This window comes from Rhizobium sp. TRM95796 (assembly GCF_025779995.1).
Lineage (GTDB): Bacteria > Pseudomonadota > Alphaproteobacteria > Rhizobiales > Rhizobiaceae > Rhizobium_E.
The window spans coordinates 23,723-47,968 of sequence record NZ_JAOXHE010000018.1; the positions used below are offsets into that span (position 1 = coordinate 23,723).

A 24,246-nucleotide genomic window follows, 5' to 3' on the forward strand; every position below is an offset into this window, starting at 1 on the left:
GCGCCAGTTTTGCCGTGCCGCCGACGCCCATGATCTGCTGTCGCCCGGACCGCGCTCCATATTCTCGGCCGCAGCGTAGCAAGATCCGCCGTTCAATTCAGTAATCTGTTGTCTCTGAGGATCGGCACGGCCATGTCGATGAAGGCCCGGACCTTGGCGGGGGCGCTTCGGCCTTCGGGATACAGAAGATGGATGGGTAGCGGCGGCTCCTCGAAATCGCCGAGCACGACCTGCAGCTCGCCTGCGACCAGAGCCGGGCCGATCTGGTAGTGCAGCACACGGGTGAGGCCCCAACCTCGACGCGCCGCAGTGATCGCCGCCTCGTTCGTATTGCACTGGAGCGTGGGCGTGGTCGTCACCTTGTGGTCGCCGGCGAAACGCCATTCCGGCGACGCCCAGGCGCTGGTCGCAGCGGCGATGCGGTGATCCCGCAGGTCTGCGGGCGTCGCAGGAACGCCATGCCGGTCGAAATAATCGGGAGCGCCGCAGATCACATGCCGGACCGCTCCCACCTTGACGGCGGTAAAGCCGGAATCCGGCAGATGGCCGATACGCACGGCCACGTCCATCCCGTCTTCGATCATGTTGATCGGGCGATCGACGAAGAGCGTTCGGGCGCGCGCGTCGGAATAGGCGTCGAGATAACCGATCACGATCGGCAGCACATACATTTGGCCGAACAGTGCGGGCGCGGTTACGGACAGCGTGCCGGTCGGCGTGGCATAGGCGCCGCCGGCGGTCGCCTCCGCCTCGGCGATGTCGGCGAGGATCCTCCGACAGTCGCCGAGGTAGCGACTTCCCGCCTCAGTCATCTTGACCGAGCGGGTTGTGCGCACGAACAGGCGGGCGCCGATCAGGTCCTCCAGCGACGCAATCGTTCGGGTCACCACAGGCGCGCTCATATTCATGTGTCGCGCCGCCTCGGCGAAACTCTCGGTCTCCGCCACCTTGACGAAGATCCGCATCGCTTGCCATCGATCCATGATCCGTTCCCTTTGAAACCCCCAAGGCACATTTGCACCGATCGACCCTTCGCGCCAGCCGTAAAGCGGCGCTGCCGGGTGGCGCTTCGGGCCGTCTCAGGAGCGGTCGCCCGATGAACCCGCTGCATAATCTTCGATGGCCCGGCAGTCTTGTTCATCAAGGCCGGCGCGTCGGGCGCGGCCCCGGCTTTCGGCGCCCGGGGAAATCGCCAGCCCGATCGCCCGCGAGAGGCGGAAGTCGAAGCTCGACCCGTTGTGGAGCGCATCGAGCTCCGCTCCGGTCAGGCCGAGCAGACGGGCGGCCTGCTCTCCGCGACGCAAGCGCTCGCCGTCGCCACCTGCGGCGGCGAGAGCGATGTCGATGGAGAGCTTTGCCCGATCATCAAGCCTGAATTGGCCCATGGTGGAATCTCGCGCCTTAGAAGCCGAAATGGCTGAGGCCCGGATGGTCATCGGGGCGCCGCCCGAGCGGCCAGAGGAACTTGCGGTCGGCCTCGGCGATCGGTTGCTCGTTGATGCTGGCGTGGCGCGCGCGCATCAGCCCATCCTCGGCAAATTCCCAGTTTTCGTTGCCGTAGGCGCGAAACCAGTGGCCGCTGTCGTCGCGATATTCGTAAGCGTAGCGCACAGCGATGCGGTTGTCCTGAAACGCCCACAGTTCCTTGATCAGGCGATAGTCCAGCTCTTTGTTCCACTTGCGTGTCAGGAAGGCCTGCGCTTCGGCGCGGCCGACGAGAAACTCCGCGCGATTGCGCCAGCGCGTGTCGAGCGTATAAGCGAGCGCGACCTTGACCGCGTCGCGGCTGTTCCAGCCATCCTCGGCGAGGCGCACCTTTTCGATGGCGGATTGTTCGTTGAAGGGAGGAAGAGGCGGGCGGGACATCAATGTCATCCTTTGAAGACGAAAAAGCAAGAGTGGCTGCGGTGGGCGTAGCCACTCGTTGTGCTCAGGCGGCGAGAGCGGAGATCCGGGGGAAATCGATCTCCGTGCCCAGCGCTTCGTTGACGTAGTTGGTGAAAGTGTTCAGCGCGACATGGGCGATGATCTCGAGGATTTCTCCGTCGCTGTAGCCGGCGGCGCGCACCGCTTCGATTGTGCTTGCGGAAACCGCTCCGCGCGAAAGCGTCAGCGAGCGGGCGAATTCAACGGCCGCCGCAGCCTTTGCGTCAAGCGATGTGCCGCGGCGATTGGCGAGGATCTCGCCGTCGTCCAGCTTGGCGAATTTCGCGCCAGTATAGGTATGGGCCGAGAGGCAGTAATCGCAACCATTGGCTTCGGCCATGGCCAGCGCGATCCGTTCGCGCGTCGCGGGCGGAAGCTTGCCCTTGCCGAGCGCTCCCTGCAGCGCAGTCAGACCATTGAGAGCGGCCGGGCTGTTCGACACCAGGCGAAAAATGTTGGGAAGCGAGCCGATCTGCTTCCGAATGGCTTCCAACACAGGGCGAGAGGCTTCAGGCGCGTCCTCGATACGGACAGGGGTTGGGATGCGTGACATGTCTTTCTCCTTGTTTTTCAGCGGCGGAACCGTTTCCGCGGCGCCCTCAAGATGTACTGTTCCCGCTGGACCGTGAATGGCTCAAATCCGGAAGTCACCATTGCTCGGACCGCATCAATCACGATGTCGTCGCCGTCAGAGCGCCAGTTCGATGCGGTTGGCCGCCTGGCCGTCCATGGCCGCGGGCACGGCCGAGCAGAGCAGAACCTCGCCGGCGCCGATGCTGGCGGTCGGCGCAGTGGGATAGGTTACCGCGCCGGCCAGCAATGTCGTGCGGCATGATCCGCAAGAGCCGGCGCGGCAGCTGAAGGCTGGGTCGAGACCGCGGGCCTCGGCCAGCTCCAGAAGGCTCCCGGAACCGGGCGTCCAGCGGGCCTCCTTGAGCGACGCGGTGAACAGAACCGGCACCGGCTGTGTCGAAGCAGCGGGCTGCATCGATGGTGCGGGGCCCGGATCGGCGCGCCGCGAGAGTGAAGAGGGACCGAAGGCCTCGGCGTGGATGCGATGATCGGCGACCGCATAGCTGCGGAGCCCGTCATAGAGCGACTGCGTGAAAGACGGGGGCCCGCAGAGGTAGAAGTCGTAATCGCCGAACGGCAGAGAGCGGGTGAGAAGCGGCATATCGATGCGACCCGCCGCATCGTAATCGGCGCCCTCTTCGGCGCCCTGCGTGTCGCTCAGCACCCGGACGAGCCGGATCGCCCCACGGCCTGCGTCCACGAGCTCGGCGATTTCGGCGTCGAATGCGCGATCGTCCCGAGATCGCGCCGCCTGAAGGAGAATGACCGGACGCATGCGCTGCCGACGCAGCCCCTCATAGACGACATGGCGCAGCATGGCGAGCAAGGGGGTAATGCCGATGCCGCCCGCCAGAAGCACGGCCGGCCGGGTGGCGTGCGCATCCATGGTGAAGGCGCCGGCCGGCGCGCGCGCGTCGATGACGTCGCCGACACGCACTGCATCGTGAAGATAAGTCGATGCTAGCCCGTCGCGTCGGACACTGATCCGGTAGAGGCCATCGGAGGGGGCGGCCGAAAGGGTGTAGGTTCTGAGGATCGGCTTGTCCATCCCGGGAATGTTCAGGAGGATCGGCAGGTGCTGGCCGGCAAGATGCGGAACGAGGCCGGCGCCATCTGCGGGTTTGAGATAAAAAGAGCGGATCGCCGCAGTCTCATTCACGATCCTTGTGACTGCGAAGGTGCGCCAGTCGTTTGAACGCGCCGCCGCTTTCAGGCGTTCCGCCGCCTGATCCCAGTCGCCGGTCATCAGCGAGCTGGGCGACCAGCCGTCCGTCTGGAAAGTCCAGCGGAGCGTGAGCGCGTTGCGCCGTCGCAGGATCCGTCGCGGCGTGAATGTCCAGAGACGTTCGGCGCCTTGGAAAGCCGCGATATCAGGGGAATCGAGAATAATCTCGGCGTCCCCCGTCATCTGCAACAGGTCGCCGGTTGCGAAATCGACGAAGACGAGCCCGGCCTTGCCGTTGAGGAGGATATTGCCGAGCGTCGAAAAGAACAGATTGCCGTCGAAATCCGGCACTGTCAGCACGCCGTCCTGTCCGACGCGCACGAAACCGGCCTTGCCGCCGCGATGCGAGACATCGACCTGCCGCCGCGCCTCCCGATCGGCATAGGATGCGACGAAGAAGGCGTCGGCGTCGCTGATCAGGGCTCGCGCCTCGGCGTCAAGGACTTCGAGGGTTTCCAATGCGCCGTCGGACCTCTGACCCGGAGTGCGCGAGAATGTGAAATCGCGCAGTTGGATGTAGCGCGGACAATTGCCGAAGCTCTGGTCGACTTCGACGCGTATACCGCCATCCGCGCGCGTCACGACACCGTTCATGCGATTGCGCCGACGGGTGTGAAGTTCGATTCCCAGGAGGCCGATCGACTTGCCCGGGGAGATCCCGACCGCCGCCGGGTCCCGCGGGTCGGCGACTGTGCCGATATCCAGGAGGGTTGCGGATGGCGAATTTATGAAGCCGGGTCCACCTTCCAGCAGCGTCGCCCATGCGTCGCCCGCGTCGTCGACGCTGCCGACCACGATGACGGGCAATTGGGCGTAAAACGCCCGGTGCTGATCCGGCATGAAATCGCGCACCACGCGCGCGCCGACCGACGCCATGCGCTCCACGGCGCCCGCACGTTCCTGCAGGCGACGTTCGCCTTCATGCCATGTCTGCATTTCTTGGAGGTCTTCGCGCATGTCCGACTCCTGGGTTTCGACGGGGTCGGGAGCGCGAAAGCGCTCTCCGCCTGATGGCTCATGCTGCTGCAAGCCCCGCGCGAGTCTCGGCGAAGGGCGCGAAGCCGGGCAACGCCTCGATGCGGCGGAGGAACCTGTTGACGGCTGGATAGGCGCCAAGATCGACATTTCCTTCCGGAGCGCGGGCGATATAGCTGTAGATGGCGACGTCGGCGATCGTCGGACCCTCGCCAGCGAGCCAGTCATGGTCGCCGAGACGGCTTTCGAGCCGGCCGAGAAGCGTATGCGCCCGGCCGATGACTTCCTCCGGATTGAACTTCGCGCCGAAGACGGTGATAAGGCGAGCCGCGGCCGGACCATAGGCAATTTCGCCCGCGGCAACCGAAAGCCAACGCTGGACAGCGGCGGCGGCGGCCGGCTCTTCCGGCAGCCAATCCGTTCGTCCGGCCTTTTTGGCGAGATAGACGAGGATGGCGTTGGAATCGGTGACGACGACGCCGTCATCATCGAGAACCGGCACCTGACCGAACGGGTTGAGGCTCAGGAATTCAGGCCTCTTGTGGGCCCCGGACGCCAGATCCACCTCGATCAGGTCATGCGGCAGCTCCAGCAGGGACAGAAACAGACGCGCTCTATGCGCGTGCCCGGACAAGGGATGATGATAGAGTTTCATGATGCGCTCCTGTGTGTCAGTCGGGTTGAGCCCCGATCCGCGATTGAGAATGATCAAAATCAGCGTTTCTGAGAACGCGCGACCTTCACAGTTCACTGTTTCGGAAAATGAAACAGTCCAGGCTTGCCGCAGGCGTTTGCGGGCGACCGCGGCGAGATTGCTGAGGGACCGCTGGAACGGAGCTGAGAGAGGGTGCTCGATCTTCGCGACAGGATTCGCCCCAGATCGTTGACGCCTGCTTGACGGAGAGATTGCCGAATGGCGCGTCAGCGCAGCTCCTGGACGCGCCAGCGAAGGAATATTGACCCGGCTGATGACGTCGGCCAGCAGGCCGGCCGCCGGAGGGGACAAATCGATCTCCATCGTTTCATCATCCTTCGAACAGGCCGGCTGCTGGGTCGGATCGCGTCGATCGAGCCCAACAGGTCGCCCTGCCATGGATTGATTGTGGGGATCAGAGCCGGCCCTGTGCGAGCAGCTCGCGAGTCCGTTCCAAAGTGGACAGGAGGGCCGATCTGTAGCCTTTGTCACTGTCGAACTGCATCTGTTCGGCCTGCTCCTCGGGACCATTCGGCTGCTTGCCGCGGAGGCCGAGATAGCAATAGAATTTCAGCTTCAGGGCTCCGTCTTCATCCTCGAACAGCTCGTTGATGATAGCGCCTTCGCGGAGCCCCGTTGCCTGGAAGAAGGTGACCTTGCTCTGCGGCTCGAGCGTGATGATCTCCCTGATGGCGGAACCGGCGATCGTGGCTTCGCGCAGGAAGTGGGTCGCGGTCTCTTCCACGACATCGCATCGGGTGCAGAGACCGGGCGGGAGAAAAAGGCGTGCATCGCGCGCCTTCAGCTCAAGGCCCTTCCAGACCTGATCCCGAGTGAGCTTCGTTTCGCCTTCCGGGTTGACCAAGACTGTCGCGGTCGAATAGATCATGTTGTTTTTCCTTCTTTGAAATGTGCAGCGTCTCAGGCGGAGGCGGCAATCTGCGCGGCGAAATCGCGGTAGGAGTGAAGCGGCCGACCGAGAAGCGTGGTCAAACGCTCGACATCACCGCCTTCGGGCAGCATGCCGTCGGTCAGGAACCGATCGCCCATCATACGCATGTCGTAAGCCATCCAGGGCGGCATGAACTGCTTCAGATTCTGCTCGAACGCGGCTGTGTCACCGCCGCCATAGCTGACCGGGCGAACGAGCACATCCGACCAGATGGCCGCAATGTCGGCGCCCGTGAGCGTGTCTGAACCGACCAGGTTGAGGCGGGTCGGCGCGAGTGGCCGTGCGGCCTGCTCACGGCGCAGCAGTTCAAGGGCGGCGATCTCCGCGATATCGCGCACGTCGATCATCGCCAAACCTTTTTCACCGACCGGCATCGGATAGACGCCATGACCGGTGACGACGTCCTTGATCGACAGATCGTTCTGGATGAAATAGGCTGGGCAGAGGATAGTGGCGTTCATGCCCATATGTTCGATCATTCGCTCGACGCCGAACTTGCCGGCGAAGTGCGGAACGTTCACATAAACATCAGGATGGATCACCGACAGATAGACGATGCGTTCAACGCCGGCCGCGCGAGCGACGTTCAGCGCGATGAGCGCCTGAGTGAATTCGTCGGATACGACGGCATTCAGCAGGAACAGCGTGGACACTCCTTCGAAGGCGACGCGTAGCGAGTCGACGTCAAGGAAGTCACCTTTTGCGACGTTTACGCCTGCCGGAAGGCGTGCTTTGGAAGGATCTCGGACGAGCGCGCGAACGTCTGCGCCGCGCTCGACGAGATGCTGGATGACTTGGCTGCCGATATTGCCTGTGGCGCCGGTAACAAGGATCGTCATGGGTTTTCTCCAAGGTTGGAATTGCTTGACACCCTCACTATGGACGGCCCAGTATCGATCCAATAGTCCGCAAATCTAGACGCTTCGTCTCACTGGTGGAACGACATGGATCTCGTCGCACTTGCAGATTTCAACCTCGTCGCCCGACATGGCGGCTTCGGTAAAGCGGCGCGCGCGACCGGGCGGCCAAAGGCGACGCTGTCCAGACGCGTTACGGAATTGGAGGCTGCGCTCCAGCTCCGATTGTTCGAGCGTGGCGCGCGCGACCTCAAGCTCACAGAGGAGGGGCGCGCCCTTCATGAGCGGACGACGGCGCTGCTCACGGAGATCGACGAGACGGCCGCAGCCATCGCCTCCGGTGCTGAAAAACCGCGTGGCCGTCTGCGGATCAGTGCGCCGCTTCTCCTGTCACAGACCGCCATGGGAAAAATCGCCGCCGGCTTCGCGCTCAAATATCCCGAAGTGCGGTTGGAAATAACCACCGAAGACAGGGCGGTAGACATGATCGAGGAAGGCTACGATCTGGTCATTCGCGTCAATCCGGAACCGGACGAGACCCTGGTGGGTCGAGCATTTTTGCATGATCGACTGGTCGTCGCAGCGAGCCCCGATCTGCCTCGGCCAGTCGGCGACCTGCCGGCGCCAGGCGTCGTGCGGGGAGGCGGCGGTTCGCAGACGTGGAAGGTCACAAAGGCCGAACAAACCGCCATAATAAGGATCGAGCCCGTCCTCGTTTTGTCGTCGCTGATCATGGTTCGGGATGCCGCCAGGGCGGGCGTCGGCGCAGCCAGCCTGCCGATCTCGTTGGTGAGCCACGACCTAGCCGACGGCGCGCTGGTTCACTGGGGCGATGTAGAGGGGTCGGAGATCGCTTTATGGGCGCTTTATCCGTCACGGCGCCTGTTGAGCCCGCGCGTCTCTGCCTTTTTGAATTTCCTCAAGCACGCATTCCCCGGCGGAACGCCCGATGAATTGGCCGCATACATCGCCAGATAAGGGGGCGCTGTCCGATCTGGGTCCTGAATGACGGAGCTTCCCGGCGGCGCTTGCGCGGTGTTTTCTCTTGGCGAGCGCCTAAGTCGTTTTGCGGCCACCAGCGCCGTTCCTGGTCAGGTTCGACCGCTCGCGGCTCTGGTAGCGGCCTGTCGCCGGCTCCACCAGCACGCCGCGCTCCATGACGGTCTTGCCGCGAACCAGAAGGCGCACCGGCCAACCTGTTATGTCCAGCCCCTCATAGGGGGTGTAATCGGCCCCATGCTGCAGTATGTCGTTGGTCAGAGTCATCTGCGCGGTCGGATCCCAAAGAGCAATATCGGCGTCCGAGCCGATGGCGATCGTCCCCTTTTGCGGATAGAGGCCGTAAAGCTTGGCGTGGTTGGTCGATGTGACAGCGACGAAGTGGTTGATGTCGATCCGGCCTCTCGTCACGCCTTCGGAGAAAAGGATCGGCAGCCGGGTGCCTACGCCGGGAATGCCGTTCGGGATCCAGCGGAAATGCCGCTTGCCCTTCTCGTTCAGTTTGCCTTCGGGATCGTCGAAACGGAACGGGCAGTGGTCTGAGGAGAACAGGTCGAACACGCCCTGTTCGATGCCTTCCCAGCAGGCGTCCTGGCTGGCCTTGTCGCGCGGCGGCGGCGAGCAGACATATTTGGCTCCCTCCAGGCCTTCCAGATCGAGGTCGTCTGCGGTGAGCATCAGATATTGCGGGCAGGTCTCGCCGGCGATCTTCTGACCGCGTTGGCGCGCGCGCCGGATTTCCTCCATCGCCTCGCGGTTGGACACATGGACGATGACGATGGGCACGTCGACGATTTCGGCGAGCGACAGGGCGCGGTGGGTCGCTTCACGCTCGGCGGCCGCGGGTCTGGTCGACGCGTGGTATTTGGGCGCGAACTTGCCCTCTTCCTCATGCCGGCCGATCAGGTAGCGGATCGCGTCTTCATTCTCGCAATGAACCATCACCAGCGCGCCGGTGCGCCGCGCCGTATCCAGCGTCGCCAGGATCTCGTCGTCTCGGAGGCGCAGGCCCTCATAGGTCATGAACACCTTGAGCGAGGTGTAGCCATCCTCGACAAGCGCCGGCAATTCCTGGCCCAGAACCTCGGCGGTGGGATCGGTGATTACGAGATGGAAGGACACGTCGACATGGCATTTTCCGTCGGCCTTGGCGTGATAGACCTTCAGCGCCTCGCGCAGGGACTGGCCTTTCTCCTGCATGCAGAAGGCCAAAATCGTGCTGTTGCCGCCGATGGCCGCCGAACGCGTGCCGCTGTCGAAATCATCGGCCATCACGATGCCGTCACCGGAGGGTTGGTCGAGATGCACATGGCTGTCGATGCCGCCGGGCAGGACGAAGAGGCCGGTTGCGTCGATCACCTCGTCTGCGTCGTCGAGCCCGGCTGCCAGCGCTGCGATCCGGCCATCCTTGATGCCGACATCGCTCTGGAACGTATCGCTCGCCGTCGCCACCGTTCCATTGCGGATCACCGTATCGAAGCGCATCAGCCCATCCTTTTCGTTGTGTTCAGCTCGCCTTGGCGAGGCCGGCGTCCCCGGCGAGGATCCGGTCGAGCGCCGCGGTGAAGCGATCGACTTCCTCGATCGTGTTGTAATGGACCATGGACACCCGCAGCATGCCGCCATGGTCAGTCAGGCCGAGATATTCGGCGAGCCGGCGCGAGTGGAAATCGCCGAAGCGCATGGCGATTTTTTCCTGGTCCATCCCCTTGCAGAGATCGGCCGCTTCGCGCCCGTCGAAGCGGAAGGCGATGGTCGGCACGCGGCTTCCGTCGCGGTTAACGGGCTGGCCGACGATCCGGCAGTCGTTACGCGAGCGGAGATAGACGAGGAGCCGCTCGGTGAGCGCATTTTCCTGGATCGTGATGGCGGCGAACGCGGCTTCGATCTTCTGGCGCGCCTCGCCCGTTTCGCCGGCCTGTTCGCCGAGGCGCATCAGGTAGTCGACGATCCCGCAGGTGGAATAAGCGAGTTCGTAGTTGGGATTGCCCGGCTCCAGCTTGCCCGGCACTTTGTCTTTGCCATAGAAATAATGGTAGAGCGTATCAAGCCCCAACAACAGGTCATAGCGGCCATACATCAGCGCATAGTGCGGGCCGTAGGTCTTGTAGAGGCTGAAGACATAGTAGTCGACGTCGAAGGCTTGCACGTCGACGGCGCGGTGCGGCGCATAGGCGACCGCGTCGACGCAAATTTTGGCGCTGTGGGCATGGACGAAATCGGCGATCTCGCGGATCGGATTGATCGAGCCCAATATGTTCGAGCAGTGTGTGACGCAGACGAGTTTCGTCCGCTCGGTCATCAGCGGCGCGAGATCGGCGAGATCAAGCGTCAGCGTCTCCTTGTTCAACGGCCAGATCTTGAGCTTTACGCCCCGTTCCTGCAGGCGATCCCATGGGCCGATATTGGATTCGTGGTCAGAGACGGTGATGACGATCTCATCGCCCGGCGAGAGTTGGCTCTGCATGGCGCGGGCGAGGTTTTGCAGAAGTGCGGTGGTGGAATTGCCGAAGACGATCTCTTCGGGCCGCGTCGCGTTGACGAGATGCATGGCGGCCGTGCGGGCCTCATGGAGCGCGGCTGCAGCCGCCTGCGAGATTTCGTAGGAACCGCCGATCTGGACGTTTTTTTCAAACAGAAAAGTGTTGATCTTGTCGACGGCGCCTTTGAGGATCTGGGAGCCGCCGGCGTTGTCGAAGAAGGTCCAGCCGCGGGAGAGGCCTGGAAACTGGCTGCGCACGAAATCGAGGTCGAGCGTCTTGGGGGTTGGCATTGCGGTGTGTCCTCCGGCTCTTGTTTTTGTTCAATGATTGAGGACCGCGCGCAGAAATCCGCGCGTCCGCTCATGTTTCGGGGCGTCGAAGATCTCCGCCGGCGCGCCGCTTTCGACCAGCCGCCCGCCATCCATGAAGATCACGCGATCGGCCACCTGGCGGGCGAAACCCATCTCGTGGGTGACGACGACCATGGTGACGCCGGAGCCGGCGAGCCTGCGCATGACATCTAGTACCTCGCCCACCATTTCCGGATCGAGTGAAGATGTCGGCTCGTCGAACAGCAACACGCGCGGCTCCATGGCGAGCGCGCGGGCGATCGCGACCCGCTGCTCCTGGCCGCCCGAGAGATGACCAGGGAATTTCTCCGCCTGTTCGGCGATGCCGACGCGGGCCAGAAGCTCGCGCGCCTTGCGTTCGGCGTCAGCTTCCGCCACGGCGCGCACCCGCATGGGGGCGAGCATGACATTTTTGAGCACGGTCATATGGGGAAAGAGATTGAAAGACTGGAAGACCATGCCGACTTCGGCGCGGACCTTGGCGAGCGCCGGGCCGGGTTCGACGCGGATGCCGTCGACGATGATCCGGCTTTCCGCCGCAAAGGCTTCCAGATGGTTGATGCAGCGGATCAGCGTCGACTTGCCGGAACCTGAGGGGCCGATGACGCAGACGACTTCGCCTTCGGCGATATCGAGATCGATGCCGTGCAGCACGGTGAAAGTCCCGTAGGCCTTGGTGAGGCCGCGAATGGAAATAAATGGCGTGCTCGGCTGTGACATCAGCGCTTTCCTCGGCTGTAGTGTTTTTCGAGGCGCGAGACGACGCCGACCATCGGCCAGAGCAAGGCGATATAGATCAGCGCAGCCCCGATCAAAGGCGTCGGATTGGCTGCGAGCGCCTGGGCCTGGGTCGCCTGTTTGAGCAGATCCGGCATGGCGACGACGGAAGCGAGCGCCGTGTCCTTGAGCACGTTGATGCAGTTGTTGGTCAGCGGCGGGATGACGATGCGGATCGCCTGCGGCAGGATCACGTCCACCATCGTGTCGCGGTTGGAGAGACCGAGAGCCGCCGAGGCCTCGAACTGCCCATGCGGGATGGCCTCGATGCCGGCTCTGAAGATTTCCGCAGTGTAGGCCGCCGACACCAGCGACAAGGCCGTGACCGCCGAAAGAAACGGCGACAGCCGGATGCCGATGAAGGGCAGGGCGTAGTAGACGACGATCAGCAGCACCAGAAGCGGGATCGAGCGGAAGATGTCTATATAGATCTTGAGAAGAACCTTGACCGCGGACGGCGCATAAAGCCGCGTCACCGCAAGGAACAGTCCGCTGGCGAGACCGACAAGAATGCTGGTCACTCCGATCTCGAGGGTTACGATCAAGCCCCAGAGCAAGGCAGGCAGGCTCGTCGCCAGGACATCGAGGTTGAAGAAGGTGTTGATGAGTGTCATGCCGCGGCGGCTCCCGGGACAGGCCAGCGGAACCAGATCGTTCCGCCGGTCGCGTTTTGACGGTTACTTTCCCTTAGGCATATCTAGCACGGTGACGGTCGAGGTCGTGTCCTCGGCCTTGGCGCCGAACCAGGTCTCATGCAGCTTGGCGATGAAACCTTCCTTCTTGAGTGTTGTGATGACCGTGTTGACTTCGGCGGCGAGCGGATCATCCTTGTTGAACATGATGGAGTATTTCTCGCCGGTCGGAATACGTTCGACCACCTTCAGCTCGGGCTTGTCCTTCACATAGTAGAGAAGCGCCGGAATATCGGAGATATAACCGTCGACGCGGCCGGCGACGAGATCGAGCATGGCCGGCTGCAGGCCTTCGAAACGACGGATCTCGCCGAACTTGTGGTCCTCCTTGTGGCCGTCCGCCCACATGTCGCCGGTCGAGCCGGTGTCCACGCCAACGACCTTGTCGCCCATGTCCTTCAGTCCGGTGATGCCGGAGGCCGCAGTTACCGTCAGCGACTGGTCGCTGTCGTAATAGGGCTGGGCGAAGGACACGGATTGAAGGCGCTTCTCCGTGATGGTGATCGAGGAGACAGCCATGTTGATGCGGCCGGACTGAACGGCTGGGAAGAGGCCGTTGAAGGGCGTGTTGACGAACTCGACGCTTTTGCCGAGACGCTTAGCGATCTCGTTGACGAGATCGACCTCGAAGCCCGTGACTTTGCCGCTGGCGTCTTCGAATTCCCAGGGGACGTTGCCGATATTGGCGCCGACCGTGAGATCGGCGGCATGGGCCGCAGTTGTGGCGAATGCGCCGAACAGGCCGGCGAATAGCGTCGTCTTGAGCATGGACAGGCGTGTCATGAGAGTTCCCCTTGTTTTTTGAACGTGACTCAATCTACATTGGTCTAACTGGTCAGACCAGTCAGGCCAAACAAGCATGCTGCTTTGCACTTGGCAAGGGGCTGGTGGAAAAAATAGATTACGCATCGAAGCACGCCGCTAGAGAAGGGACCGCATGTTCAATAAGACGCTTGTTCCGCAATCTGTTGCGCGCGAGATCCAGACCATGATCCAATCCGGTCAGTTGAAGCCGGGAGAAAAGATCCCGTCGCAACGGGAATTTTCCCAGAAATTCGGCATCAGCCGCGCTTCCTTGCGCGAGGCGCTGCTGACCCTGGAAACGCTGGGCCTTCTGAAAACCGAGGCAGGGCGGGGCACTTTCGTCTCCGGTCCCGCCGCGCCATCCTCCGGCGCCCCGGGCCATATGGCGCCCTGGCGCTACTCCGACAGCTATTCCGTCTTCGACGTCTTCCAGACCCGCATCCTGCTCGAAGGCGAGATCGCACGGCTGGCGGCCGGGCGCCTGACGCAGATGCAGCTCGACAAGATGGAACAGGCGACACGGACGATGGAGGAGTGCTGGGCAAGCCAAGACCTCTTGGCCAATGTCGAGGCCGATCTCGAATTTCACGCCGCCATCGTATCCGCCTGCTCCAACGCCATGCTCAAGGCGCTCTACCAGACGGTGCGCGATCAGGTGACGGAAACCCAGCGTCAGCCAATACCGATCACCGATCCGGAGCGCATGCGGGATTCGATCGCCGAACACCGCAAGATCATCCGCGCGCTCCGCGCCAATGACAGCGCGCAGGCGAAGTACGAGATGGAGGCGCATATCCGCAATACTGCGCGTTGCGCAGGCCTGGAGCCGTGACACACGGGCAAATTGCCGCTCAGAACACGCCAGTTCGATGTCCACCCATGAACTTGTGGCGGTAGGAGCAAAATCAACTGCTCCTTCTCGACTGGAAACTGGATCTAGACGCCACGTGCTGGGACACGATCCCCGGCGGCGCAGGAGGGGCAACAAACTCACTCTCGTTCGGGAACGATCTCGCTTGTGCCTACTTGATTGACGAGTTCAGTCTGGAGGGTTGTCGCATGCCGGGTCACCGAGCGAATTGGAAAGGACATATCAGGTTTGGCGACGTGAGTTTTCCGGTCGCGCTGTATACGGCTGCGTCGACTGCCGAACGGATCGCCTTTCACACGCTCAACCGCAAGACCGGTAATCGAGTTAAACGCGAATTCGTCGACAGCGAAACGAGCGCGATCGTCGACCGTGAAGAGCAGGTCAAGGGCTATGAACTCGACAGCGGAGACTATGTCGTCCTCGAGCCGGAGGACGTTGTGGCGGCCGTGCCGGAAAGCGACAAGACGTTGGCGATCGAGGCCTTCATTCCCTGCTCGCAAATCGACACCGCCTATGTCGACAAGCCCTATTACCTCGCGCCCGACGACGTTGGTCGCGACGCCTATGTGTTGCTGCGCGACGCCATGCAGAAGGAGGGCGTCGTGGCGATCGCCCATACGGTGCTCTTTCGTCGAATGCGCACCGTGCTCATCAGGGCGCATGGGCGGGGGCTGGTCGCCTCGACGCTCAATTTCGACTATGAGGTGCGCTCGGCCGAAACGGCGTTCGAGGATTTGCCCGATCTCAAGATCGAAGGCGAGATGATGGAACTGGCCAAGCATATCATCGGGGCCAAGAGAGGGCGCTTCGACGCCAGCGCATTCGACGATCGTTATGAGGCAGCGGTGGCGGATTTGGTCAAGGCCAAGATCGAGGGTCGCGCTTTGCCGAAAAGAGCCGCGCCGGTCGCTTCCAAGCCCGGCGATCTGCTTCAGGTGCTGCGGGACAGCGCAGGCTCCGGCGTCAAAAAGCTGAAGCCCAAGCGCGCTGCAAACGCCAACAAGAAGGCGGCCCGGAAGAAGCAGGGCGAGGACAAGAAGGCCGCGACGCCTGCACGGCGCGCTCGTTGACCGAAGGAGCCGACTATGGCGCAACGCCCCTATTGGAAAGGCTATCTCAAGCTGTCGCTGGTGACTTGTGCGGTGCAGATGACGCCGGCCACCTCCGAAGAGGAGAAAGTCCGGTTCCACACACTCAATCGCAAGACCGGCAACCGCGTCCTCAGTCGTTATATCGACAGCGTCACCGGCAAGGCCGTCAAGCAGGAAGACGAAGTCAGAGGCTATGAGCAGGCCGAGAACGAATATGTCGTCCTCGAAGACGAGGAACTGGAAAATGTCGCGCTCGAAAGCGCGAGAACGCTGGACATTTCCCTGTTTACGCCGCGCGACAGCATCGGATGGATCTGGCTCGACAAACCTTACTACCTGTCCCCCGACGCATCCATCGGGGAAGAGGCGTTTTCCGTCATTCGAGACGCCATGGCTGCGGAAAACATGGTCGGCATATCGCAATTGGTGATCGCCCGGCGCGAACGGGCCGTCATGCTCGAGCCGCGCGGCAAGGGCATCGTCGTCTGGACCCTGCGCTATGGCGACGAGGTCCGTGGGGAGGGCGAGTATTTCGAGGACATCGGCGACGCCAGGGCCGATCCCAAGACGATGCCGCTGATGCGCAAGCTCATCAAGAAGCAGACGAAGGAATGGAGCCCCGTCATGGTCGCCGATCCGGTCCAGGAGCGGCTGCTGGACATCATCGACGCGAAGAAGAAAGCCCAAAAGAAACCCGCCAGGGGCAACGCCAGGACGCAGCCGGCCGCCGAGCCGACCAATGTCGTCAACATTATGGACGCGCTGAAAAAATCGATTGCCGCCGAGACGCGGAGCAGGCGATGAGCGGCGGCTTGCCGGCTGCCGCGTCAGCTTCCCTCGACACGCTCCAATTCGAAGAAATAGAAGAGATTTTCGCCGGCCACCATCATCGCTCCCATGATCCTGCGGTCGTCGATGCGTCTGAAGTGATCCGTGATCGGCTGACGGTCATAAATCATCGCGGCACTTTCGACGCCGTGAAACGTCCGGATACCGATCTCAGCGACCGGCCCTCTCGCCCGAAGCCGACCCTGCAGATAGGAAAACAGGTTATATGCCATGCGTGTCCGGCCCAAAGCCTGCAAGCGCATAGCCAGATGCAGCGGGATCCATTTGGGATCGACGGCGACCAGACGCTGATCGCCGGCGCGAAACAAAAGGGCGTCGGCCCGAATATCCGGTCGGAACCGCTTGCCGAACCAACTGAGATTTTCAAGCACCCCATCCAGCGGATGACCGGCGGCGATGCCGCGACCGGCCCAGAGACCGATGAGATCTCGGCACGCGACAGCGTCCAACTTCCGAAATTCCTCCAACCGCCTTTGCTGGTCTGGCATGTAAACATCCCCCGCAATGTCGTCACAACTCATTGCCGGCATTTCCTGTAAAGCGTCACCCGGCATCTTTCATCTTGGCGAGACGCCTGATCGCCTGTTCGAGCGAGCGTTCAGCGTCCGGATAATCCTGCCATGCTGATGTTTTTTCCATCAACTTGGGGACGGTGCGGATGGTGAAACGCTTCGGATCAAGGGCTGATGTGACCTGCGTCCAGGAAAGGGGCATGGATACGGTGGCGCCCGGCCTTGCTCGTGGGGACAGAGGCGCAACCGCCGTGGCCATACGGTCATTGCGGAGATAATCGAGAAAGATCCTGCCTTGGCGCAGACTCTTGGTGATCTTGATCAGGTAGCGATCGGGGTTGTCGCGCGCCATTCTCTTTGAAAGGTCATGGGCGAAAGCCTTGGCGACATCCCATGTCAGGGACTGGCGCCTTTCCGCGGCGAGGGGAACGACCACATGCAGCCCCTTGCCGCCTGTCGTCTTGCAGAAGCCGATCAGGCCGAGATCGTCCAGACGATCGCGCAATTCGCGGGCGGCCTCGACCACCTTGCTGAAAGGGACATCCGGGCCCGGGTCCAGATCGAACACCAGACGACCGGGTATCTCCGGTTTGCCCGGTCGGCAATTCCAGGGATGCAGTTCCAGCCCGCCGATCTGCGCGATCGCCGCCAGGCCTTCGATCCGGTCGACTTGCAGATATGGTTTACTGTCGCCCGCGACCTTTATCAATTCGACGAGGTTGGAGGTCCCGGACATCGCATGGCGCTGAAAGAACTGCTCACCGCCGATGCCGTCGGGCGCGCGAATGATGGAACAGGGCCGCCCCCGGATATGGTCGAGGAGCCAGGCGCCGACGCTTTCGAGATAGCGCGCCAGATCTTCCTTGGCGACGGGCTCGCCATCCCCCGCGTCCGGCCACAGGGCTTTGTCCGGATTGGAGATCAAGACGCCCATGACCTCCGCTTTCGCGCCCTTGCGTCGGGCGGGTCTGGTATCGGCTGTCGTCTCCAGTTCGGGGGTTTTCACCTGCGCCGGCGACGCCGGCTCATCGGCCTGCGCCTCCCGCGCAGGTTTGTCGTCGCGGAGGCCCTTGAACGCCGCCTGCCGGACGAGCCCGTCGGTTGTCCATCCTTCGAATTCGATTTCGGCGACGAGTTCGGGCTTCAACCACACCACCTCGGCCTGCTGCTTCGGCGCGCCCACTCCGGTGAATGGCGATCTGTCCGCCTCCATAGCCTTCAGTCTCGGCATGAGCATCTCGACCATGCGAGCGCCGTAGCCGGTTCCGACGCGGCCGACATAGATGAACTGCTCTCCGCGATGCAACCCGACGAGGAGGGATCGGAATTTGCCATTGGTCTTGGCGTAGCCGCCGATCACCACCTCATGCCCCGACCGACACTTCGATTTCACCCAAGCGTCGCTGCGTCCGGAGTGATAGGGCGCGTCGTTCTGCTTGGAAATGACCCCCTCCAGATTGAGCTTGCAGGCGGATCGAAGCACGGCGTCTCCGCCCGTTTCGAAATGCTCGACATAGCGGATCGCGGGAGTATCGACTGCATCGGCGAGCCGTTTTTGCAGGCGCTCCTTTCGCTCCATCAGAGGCAAAGCTCGCAAATCTTCCGCTCCGTCGAAAAGAAAATCGAAGGCGAAATAGACCAGGCCGCCGCTGTCGCCGTCCGACAACGCCGCTTGCAAGGCTCCGAAATCAGGGGCGCCGCGCTCGTCGAGCGCACAGATCTCGCCGTCGATGATGCAATCCGGAAGATCCGCGGCGAGGCGGGCGATGTCCGCGAACTTCGAGGTCCAGTCGAGGCCTTTGCGCGTCTTGAGCGTGACGGCGCCGGCTTTGACCCGCATCTGAATTCGGTAACCGTCGAACTTGATTTCATGCAGCCAGTTCTTTCCCGTCGGCGGGCGTGTGAGACGTCCGCATAGCTGCGGCGCGATGAACTGTGGAACGGTCTTCGACGTCGGCGTTCCATTCTTACGAACTTTTTTCCTTCGTTTTTCCGCCGCCAGGCCTTGTGCGCTGTCCCACATCGCATCCGCGGCGACATCGGCCTTGGCGGTCATGAAGAGGCGCGGCCTGCGGCCCTGGCCTTCGGCGATCTCCTCCATGCTACGGCCAGAGGCGACGGATGTGGCGTTTTCATCCAGGATCCTGGCGCCGTCTGTTGTAACCGCATGGTCGTCGCGATGCTTGATCAGGAGCCAGTTGGTTCTCTTGCCATGTTCGCGATCCCGGCGCATCCGCGCCAGGACGAAGCCGCCGCGCAGCCGCTTGCCCTGAAGCGTGAACTTGAAATCGCCTTTCGCCAAGGCTTCTTCGGGCGACAGGCCGCCCTCGGGCCGCCAGTAACCGCGATCCCACAGCATCACCGTGCCGCCGCCATACTGGCCCTTGGCGATCGTTCCTTCGAAATCGCCGTAATCGAGCGGGTGATCCTCGACCTCCACCGCAAGACGCTTGTCGTGCGGGTCAAGCGAGGGGCCGCGGGTTACGGCCCAGCTCTTGAAGACGCCGTCGAGCTCTAGCCGCAGGTCGTAGTGAAGTCTGGTGGCGTCATGTTTCTGGATCACGAAGCGCAGCCGTTTGGATGGCTTGACGGATGCCTCGCCCTTGGGCTCGCGCGTCTTTTCGAAATCGCGCTTGCTTCGATAGGTCGAAAGCGTATCGGCCATCGTCATTGATCCGACAGTTCGACCGCGCCCGCTTCCTCGAAGCTACGCCGCACGGCGGCGAGTTGGTCCGGCGCGATGTCCGCCGACACCTCGATGTCGCCGCGGAGCGGCGCATCGCGCCTTGCCCCGTCCGCATGGGATGCGTCCCCTCCCGAGGGCGCTGATCCCGCGCTGTTCCGATCGCTCACGGGTTGGATGAACACATCCGGCCGCGATATGCCATATTGTTGCACGAGGCGTTCGACGGCGAGTTCGGCCGCCTCGCGCGTTTTGAAAGTGGCTCGGATTGTCGTCGTGCTGTCGTCGGCCATCGGAACGCTCCTGATCATGAGAGATACAGGCGGTAAACGTATCCGGCGGACAGTGGTTGCCGTCTGAAATGCCCGTCTTCGATCCAGATCATTCCGATGACGAGATCGGAAAGCCAGGCCCTTGCTTTTCCGGACGTTGACGCATGAGCCGCAGCGCCGATCTGCTGTTGCCGTCAGTTGACCCGACGGCCGAACAGGCTGTCTATCGGCATTTGGAAGATGAAGTAGGGATTGATGGGCGGCAGGGCCGTCGCATCGTTCAGGCGGCGCGTTTGCTCAGCCGAGATCGCGACATCCAGCGCCCCGATATTGTGTTGCAACTGCTCGACGCGGCTTGCGCCGACCAGAACGGAGGATACGCCTTTGCGTTCCACGACCCACTTCAGCGCGACTTCGGCGGGGCTCCGACCAATCTCGGATGCGACCTCTTTCAGCACATCGACCACGCCGAAATTTCGTTCCGTGAACAGCATGCCGCCAAAGGGATTGTCGCCGTTCAACCGACCGTCGCCGCCTCCACCTCGCCCATCGCTCGCCTTATCGGGAAGCGCCGGCGCGAGACCCGCGTCATTCAGTTTTTCGCGACTGTATTTTCCCGTGAGCAGGCCGGCGGCAAGCGGGCTCCACGGGGCCATGCCCAGGCCGAATTCTTCGCCGAGCGGCAGGATTTCCAGCTCCACCCCGCGATCGATCAGGGAATAGGCGTATTGCAGACCGATCGGCTTCGGCAGTCCATGCGCATCGGCCAAAGTGGCGATTTTCGCCACATACCAGGATGGCGTGTTGGAGAAGCCGTAATGGAGGATCTTGCCGGCACGGACGGCGTCGACCAGCGTTTGGAGCACTTCCTCGCAAGGCGTCGTCCGATCCCAGACATGCACCCAATACATATCGATATATTCGGTCCTCAGCCGACGAAGTGACGTTTCGAGCGCCAGGCGGAAATTCTTGGCTCCATTTCCGCTCCAGAGCGGGGTTGGCCCGCCCCGCGAGAACCCGCTTTTCGTAGCCACGACAAGGCGATCGCGGTTGCCGGCGTCGGCCATGAATTCTCCGATCATCTCCTCGCTGGCGCCGCCGGAATAGATGTCCGCGGTGTCGATGAAGTTGCCGCCACCGGAAATGTAAGCATCGAAGAGCGCATGCGCGGTCTTCTGATCGGCGCCCCAGCGACCGGCGCCGAAGGTCATCGTTCCGAGGGCGAGCGGGCTGACGATCAGCCCTGATCTTCCGAGCGTTCTGTAATGGGTGAGATCCATGATCATTCTCCGATCCTGCTGCGATATCCCGTATCTATCCTGTCGCCGCATCTCCGATTAGATCTTGCCGATCGCGTGGGTTTGTGAATTATTTGCAGCAATGACACGCGGTGAATTCAATGATCTCCTGGCTTTCGCCGCGGTCGCGCGGGAACGCAGCTTCACGCGCGCCGCAGCCGTGCTCGGCATCTCCCCGTCAGCGCTCAGCCATGCGATGAAAAGCCTCGAAGAGCGCCTGGACGTACGACTTCTTGCCAGGACGACCCGCAGCGTATCGCCCACGGAGGCTGGAGAAAGGCTGCTCCGATCGTTGAACCCCGCCATGGCCGAGATACGCGAAGGCTTGGATGCTCTTGCCGAATGGCGCGGCGAACCGGCAGGCGCGCTGCGCATCACCACGTTCGCCTATGCCGCCGAGCTGGTGTTGGCGCCTAGGCTTCCGGCCTTTTTGCTGTCCCACCCGCAGGTGCGCGTCGAGGTCAATGTGGATGACGGGCTGACCGATATCGTCGCGGCAGGTTTCCATGCCGGCATACGGCTCGGCGACACTGTCGAAAAGGACATGGTGGCTGTGCGCCTGGGGCCGCCCTTGAGGTCGGCGATCGTCGGAACACCCGATTATTTCGAACGCCGACCGGCGCCGCACGCGCCTGAAGACCTCAGCGCGCATGACTGCATAGGCTACCGCCTGAGCAAGTCCGGAGGCCTTCTGCCATGGGAGTTCGAAAAAGACGGCAAGCAGGTCATCATTCGGCCCAGATGTGTTTTCGTCGCCAATGACGGCAGGCTTGCAGCGGCGGCTGTGCGCGCCGGCGTGGGGTTGGGATACCTGATGGAGCAGGACGTTTCAGCGGATATCGCGGCCGGGCGGCTGATTCAGGTGCTGGCCGACTGGTGTCAGCCATTCGCGGGTTTTCACCTCTACCATCCGGGCAGGCGTCAATCTCCGCCGGCGCTCAAGGCGCTGATCGCCGCGCTGAGAGCGTGATTGACGACCAGACTCGATCACCTTCATGCCCTCGGGCGTCGCGCTGGTCGTCATCGCAATTCAATCCAGGCTGTGAAGCTGCTTCAGCGGCTGCAGGACGATATCGGAGATCGCGGAGATCCCGACTTGAAAGACTTTCTGATAGTCCGGATCCGCGATCATATCCTGAAACGCCGACCGACGCGGATATTGCACCAGCATGACGGCGTCCCATCCTTCCAGGTCTCCCGCCGTGAGGGCCGGCAGACCCTTGCCGCGGAAGAGGATCCTCGCCCCGAATCGTGCGAGGATCGGCTCGGCCAACTTCAAATATTCCAGATGCCTTTCCCGCCCGCCGTCGGGATGGAACTGCATGAGATTCAGCATGACGACTGCGGAATCGTCTGGTTCGGCAAAAAAATGATCGAGGGCGGCGGGCGACAATGAAACCATCTGATTATCCCTTGGCTTGACGCGTGAGTTGCGTGCGACAGCCGGTCGATAGCATCGTCGCCTGTCAGAAACTGTCAGGAACGCCAATCCCGATCCTGTTGTCGCCAACGCTCCACGATGACGTGGCGTCGTCCGGGATATCGCTCCTCCAAGACCGTGCAAGCGTGAAATCGATCCAGCCGAAAGTGACGAAAGGCCGATCGCTGTTCGCACCAGGCCGCCAGCACACGCGGGCACCGTCGAAATAAACGATCGCAACCGGCCAGATTGTTCGGTCCGAAAACGCGCCCTGCGCGTCTTCATAGATGATCGCCACCTTTCTCTGCCGACGGATGGCGTCTCGCAATTGCGCCGCGTCAGCGGGATCGCTGGTTCCGGACAAGGGAGCGGCGGTCAGGAGCGCGGGCGGCTCCTGGCCTGTCACGAGACCATCTTTTCGGGCGGACTGAATTTTTGCCAAAGCGCTTTCGCTACTTCGGGCGAGAGCTGGGTCCGCGCGCTGTTGCACCCATCCCAAACCGAGCGCGATCGCGTCCAGTTCATCCGGCGAAAAGGCGAATTCGGGGAGGAAGAAGCCCTGCCTCAAACAGTAGCCGACGCCGGCCTGGCCATCGATCGGCGCTCCCAGCAAACGAAGCGTATCGATGTCCCGGTACAAGCTCCGTTCCGAGATCCCCAATTCACCGGCGAGAAACGTCGCCGTGACCGGCGTTCTGCGTCCCCTGAGCAGGCTTATCAATTCGAACAGCCGACCCGTTCTCGACATCGATCAATCCAAGTTCGCGTTCTGGCCGTGACGAAACGTCAACCAGCCGCCGTGAATGTCATGGCGACCGATTGAATTATCAAGAGGCGGCAAGACATTGGCCTTACCGTGAGCGTAACCCGAAACGCCGCCGCATATCGCGCAGCGGCGTCCCGGCGCCGTAATTTAGATGGTCTGTCCGCCGGAGACTTCGATCCGCTGCGCGGTGATCCAGCGGTTGTCGGGACCCAGAAGGCTCGCGACCATGGGGCCGATATCATCGGGAACGCCCACGCGACCGAGTGCGGTCATTCCGGCGAACTGTGTGTTGAGATCGGGCATGTCGCGAACGGCCCCGCCGAGAAAATCTGTTTCGATCGCGCCCGGCGCCACCGTGTTGGCGGTAATGCCGCGGGCCGCGAGTTCCTTGGCCATGTATATGGTCAGGATTTCGACAGCTCCCTTGGCGGCGGAGTAAGCGGAGAAACCCGCGGCCGAGACCCGCGTGAGGCCCGAGGAGAAATTGACGATCCTGCCGCCGTCGGCCAACAGCGGCAACAGCGCCTGGGTGAGGAAGAAAACGCCCTTCACATGAGTGTCGAAAAGAGCGTCGAACTGAGCCTCGGTGGTCTCGGCAAAGCTCGCCATTTCGCCCTGGCCTGCATTGTTGATCAGATGGTCGAACGTGTCGCGGCCCCAGGTGGACGACAGAGCCTGGCGAACATTGTCCTTAAACGCCCTGAACGAGGCGACGTCGGCGACGTCCAGCTGAAGCGCGACGGCCTTGCGCCCGAGAGCTTCGATCTCGGCCACGACGGCTTGCGCGTCCGCAGCGCCGCTACGGTAGGTCAGGATCACGTCGCCGCCATGACGGGCGATGCTGACCGCGGTGTTGCGGCCGAGGCCACGGCTTCCGCCGGTGACGATGGAAACTGTATTCATGTCTGGTGTCCTTCAATCCGTTTGTTGGTGACTGGGATGTCATGACATGGCGCTCGGCGCGACGGTTGCCGGATCCTCGGCGGTTTTTGCCTGATTCTCCAATTCGATCCATGAGCCTGCTGGATGAACGCGTCGATCCGCAAGGCAGAGCCGACATGATAAGCTGGGCCGTCGATGAACGCAGGCGGGATCGGTGCGCCGGGTCACATCCGCAAGACCGATCGCCGCCGCCGCCGAGGCTGCAGCCGAGCCCGATCATCACTGCCTTGGACCG

Annotated in this window: 25 protein-coding genes and 1 pseudogene; 5 read left to right on the forward strand and 21 right to left on the reverse strand. The window is 62.3% G+C overall.

The genetic code is table 11. The features are described 5' to 3' along the window. Positions 1-92 precede the first annotated feature (92 nt). From OCK01_RS25295 to OCK01_RS25330, 8 genes are all read right to left on the reverse strand, one after another. Positions 93-983: a LysR family transcriptional regulator gene (locus OCK01_RS25295; protein ID WP_263826365.1), complete on the reverse strand. Its 891-nt coding sequence runs from the start codon at positions 981-983 to the stop codon at positions 93-95. Positions 984-1,079: 96 nt separating this feature from the next. Beyond that, positions 1,080-1,385, reverse strand: coding sequence for a hypothetical protein (locus OCK01_RS25300; RefSeq protein WP_263826366.1), 306 nt, complete (start codon positions 1,383-1,385; stop codon positions 1,080-1,082). 16 nt (positions 1,386-1,401) lie between these two features. Continuing rightward, positions 1,402-1,866 (reverse strand): nuclear transport factor 2 family protein, encoded by a 465-nt coding sequence (locus tag OCK01_RS25305; protein WP_263826367.1) that lies wholly within the window; start codon positions 1,864-1,866, stop codon positions 1,402-1,404. Between the two features lie 64 nt (positions 1,867-1,930). Next, the gene (locus OCK01_RS25310) at positions 1,931-2,479 is read right to left on the reverse strand and encodes a carboxymuconolactone decarboxylase family protein (protein ID WP_263826368.1); all 549 of its coding nucleotides are present in this window, start codon (positions 2,477-2,479) and stop codon (positions 1,931-1,933) included. A 135-nt stretch (positions 2,480-2,614) separates the two neighbouring features. Next, positions 2,615-4,681 (reverse strand): pyridoxamine 5'-phosphate oxidase family protein, encoded by a 2,067-nt coding sequence (locus tag OCK01_RS25315; RefSeq protein WP_263826369.1) that lies wholly within the window; start codon positions 4,679-4,681, stop codon positions 2,615-2,617. Between the two features lie 58 nt (positions 4,682-4,739). After that, positions 4,740-5,354 (reverse strand): glutathione S-transferase family protein, encoded by a 615-nt coding sequence (locus tag OCK01_RS25320; RefSeq protein ID WP_263826370.1) that lies wholly within the window; start codon positions 5,352-5,354, stop codon positions 4,740-4,742. Positions 5,355-5,808: 454 nt separating this feature from the next. Next, positions 5,809-6,282, reverse strand: a complete 474-nt coding sequence (locus OCK01_RS25325; protein ID WP_263826371.1) for an AtaL-like protein — start codon at positions 6,280-6,282, stop codon at positions 5,809-5,811. Positions 6,283-6,314: 32 nt separating this feature from the next. Next, positions 6,315-7,184, reverse strand: a complete 870-nt coding sequence (locus tag OCK01_RS25330; protein ID WP_263826372.1) for an NmrA/HSCARG family protein — start codon at positions 7,182-7,184, stop codon at positions 6,315-6,317. Between the two features lie 105 nt (positions 7,185-7,289). Between OCK01_RS25330 and OCK01_RS25335 the strand changes: the two genes are divergently transcribed. Then, the gene (locus OCK01_RS25335) at positions 7,290-8,180 is read left to right on the forward strand and encodes a LysR family transcriptional regulator (RefSeq protein WP_263826373.1); all 891 of its coding nucleotides are present in this window, start codon (positions 7,290-7,292) and stop codon (positions 8,178-8,180) included. A gap of 78 nt (positions 8,181-8,258) precedes the next feature. Here OCK01_RS25335 and hydA read toward each other — a convergent pair whose 3' ends face one another. The 5 genes from hydA to OCK01_RS25360 form a co-directional block, all read right to left on the reverse strand. Further along, on the reverse strand, positions 8,259-9,686 hold the full coding sequence (gene hydA, locus OCK01_RS25340; protein WP_263826374.1) for a dihydropyrimidinase: 1,428 nt from the start codon (positions 9,684-9,686) through the stop codon (positions 8,259-8,261). 22 nt (positions 9,687-9,708) lie between these two features. Further along, the gene (locus OCK01_RS25345) at positions 9,709-10,974 is read right to left on the reverse strand and encodes a cysteine desulfurase-like protein (protein ID WP_263826375.1); all 1,266 of its coding nucleotides are present in this window, start codon (positions 10,972-10,974) and stop codon (positions 9,709-9,711) included. 30 nt (positions 10,975-11,004) lie between these two features. After that, entirely contained in the window at positions 11,005-11,754 is a 750-nt protein-coding gene (locus tag OCK01_RS25350) for an amino acid ABC transporter ATP-binding protein (RefSeq protein WP_263826376.1), read from the reverse strand. Next, a complete protein-coding gene (locus tag OCK01_RS25355) occupies positions 11,754-12,425 on the reverse strand; it encodes an amino acid ABC transporter permease (protein WP_263826377.1) in 672 nt (223 codons plus the stop codon). Before OCK01_RS25355 ends, OCK01_RS25350 begins: the two co-directional genes overlap by 1 nt. Before the next feature lie 63 nt (positions 12,426-12,488). Continuing rightward, entirely contained in the window at positions 12,489-13,286 is a 798-nt protein-coding gene (locus tag OCK01_RS25360) for an ABC transporter substrate-binding protein (RefSeq protein ID WP_263826378.1), read from the reverse strand. Between the two features lie 154 nt (positions 13,287-13,440). Between OCK01_RS25360 and OCK01_RS25365 the strand changes: the two genes are divergently transcribed. The 3 genes from OCK01_RS25365 (at position 13,441) to OCK01_RS25375 (ending at position 16,073) form a co-directional block, all read left to right on the forward strand. Further along, positions 13,441-14,139, forward strand: a complete 699-nt coding sequence (locus OCK01_RS25365) for a FadR/GntR family transcriptional regulator (protein ID WP_263826379.1) — start codon at positions 13,441-13,443, stop codon at positions 14,137-14,139. Between the two features lie 227 nt (positions 14,140-14,366). Next, positions 14,367-15,248, forward strand: coding sequence for a Ku protein (locus tag OCK01_RS25370; RefSeq protein WP_263826380.1), 882 nt, complete (start codon positions 14,367-14,369; stop codon positions 15,246-15,248). A gap of 15 nt (positions 15,249-15,263) precedes the next feature. Next, a complete protein-coding gene (locus OCK01_RS25375) occupies positions 15,264-16,073 on the forward strand; it encodes a Ku protein (RefSeq protein WP_263826381.1) in 810 nt (269 codons plus the stop codon). Between the two features lie 23 nt (positions 16,074-16,096). On the opposite strand, the gene OCK01_RS25380 is transcribed toward OCK01_RS25375, so the two are convergent. The 4 genes from OCK01_RS25380 to OCK01_RS25395 form a co-directional block, all read right to left on the reverse strand. Further along, a complete protein-coding gene (locus tag OCK01_RS25380; protein ID WP_263826397.1) occupies positions 16,097-16,606 on the reverse strand; it encodes a DUF4334 domain-containing protein in 510 nt (169 codons plus the stop codon). Positions 16,607-16,661: 55 nt separating this feature from the next. Continuing rightward, positions 16,662-19,295, reverse strand: coding sequence for a DNA ligase D (gene ligD, locus OCK01_RS25385; protein WP_263826382.1), 2,634 nt, complete (start codon positions 19,293-19,295; stop codon positions 16,662-16,664). Between the two features lie 2 nt (positions 19,296-19,297). Further along, positions 19,298-19,606 (reverse strand): hypothetical protein, encoded by a 309-nt coding sequence (locus tag OCK01_RS25390; RefSeq protein WP_263826383.1) that lies wholly within the window; start codon positions 19,604-19,606, stop codon positions 19,298-19,300. 173 nt (positions 19,607-19,779) lie between these two features. Then, positions 19,780-20,865, reverse strand: coding sequence for an aldo/keto reductase (locus tag OCK01_RS25395; RefSeq protein WP_263826384.1), 1,086 nt, complete (start codon positions 20,863-20,865; stop codon positions 19,780-19,782). A gap of 100 nt (positions 20,866-20,965) precedes the next feature. On the opposite strand from OCK01_RS25395, the gene OCK01_RS25400 reads away from it, so the two are divergent. Then, positions 20,966-21,853 carry a LysR family transcriptional regulator gene (locus OCK01_RS25400; protein WP_263826398.1) on the forward strand — a complete coding sequence of 296 codons (888 nt, stop codon included), beginning with the start codon at positions 20,966-20,968 and terminating at the stop codon, positions 21,851-21,853. A gap of 60 nt (positions 21,854-21,913) precedes the next feature. On the opposite strand, the gene OCK01_RS25405 is transcribed toward OCK01_RS25400, so the two are convergent. The 4 genes and pseudogenes from OCK01_RS25405 to OCK01_RS25420 form a co-directional block, all read right to left on the reverse strand. Beyond that, positions 21,914-22,372: a DUF1330 domain-containing protein gene (locus OCK01_RS25405; protein ID WP_263826385.1), complete on the reverse strand. Its 459-nt coding sequence runs from the start codon at positions 22,370-22,372 to the stop codon at positions 21,914-21,916. Next, positions 22,360-22,512 carry a WYL domain-containing protein gene (locus OCK01_RS25410; RefSeq protein WP_263826399.1) on the reverse strand — a complete coding sequence of 51 codons (153 nt, stop codon included), beginning with the start codon at positions 22,510-22,512 and terminating at the stop codon, positions 22,360-22,362. Before OCK01_RS25410 ends, OCK01_RS25405 begins: the two co-directional genes overlap by 13 nt. 422 nt (positions 22,513-22,934) lie before the next feature. Beyond that, positions 22,935-23,051 (reverse strand): annotated as a pseudogene (locus tag OCK01_RS25415) (HTH domain-containing protein); the annotation flags it as partial. Between the two features lie 165 nt (positions 23,052-23,216). Further along, the gene (locus OCK01_RS25420; RefSeq protein WP_182829968.1) at positions 23,217-23,972 is read right to left on the reverse strand and encodes an SDR family NAD(P)-dependent oxidoreductase; all 756 of its coding nucleotides are present in this window, start codon (positions 23,970-23,972) and stop codon (positions 23,217-23,219) included. Positions 23,973-24,246: the final 274 nt, after the last annotated feature.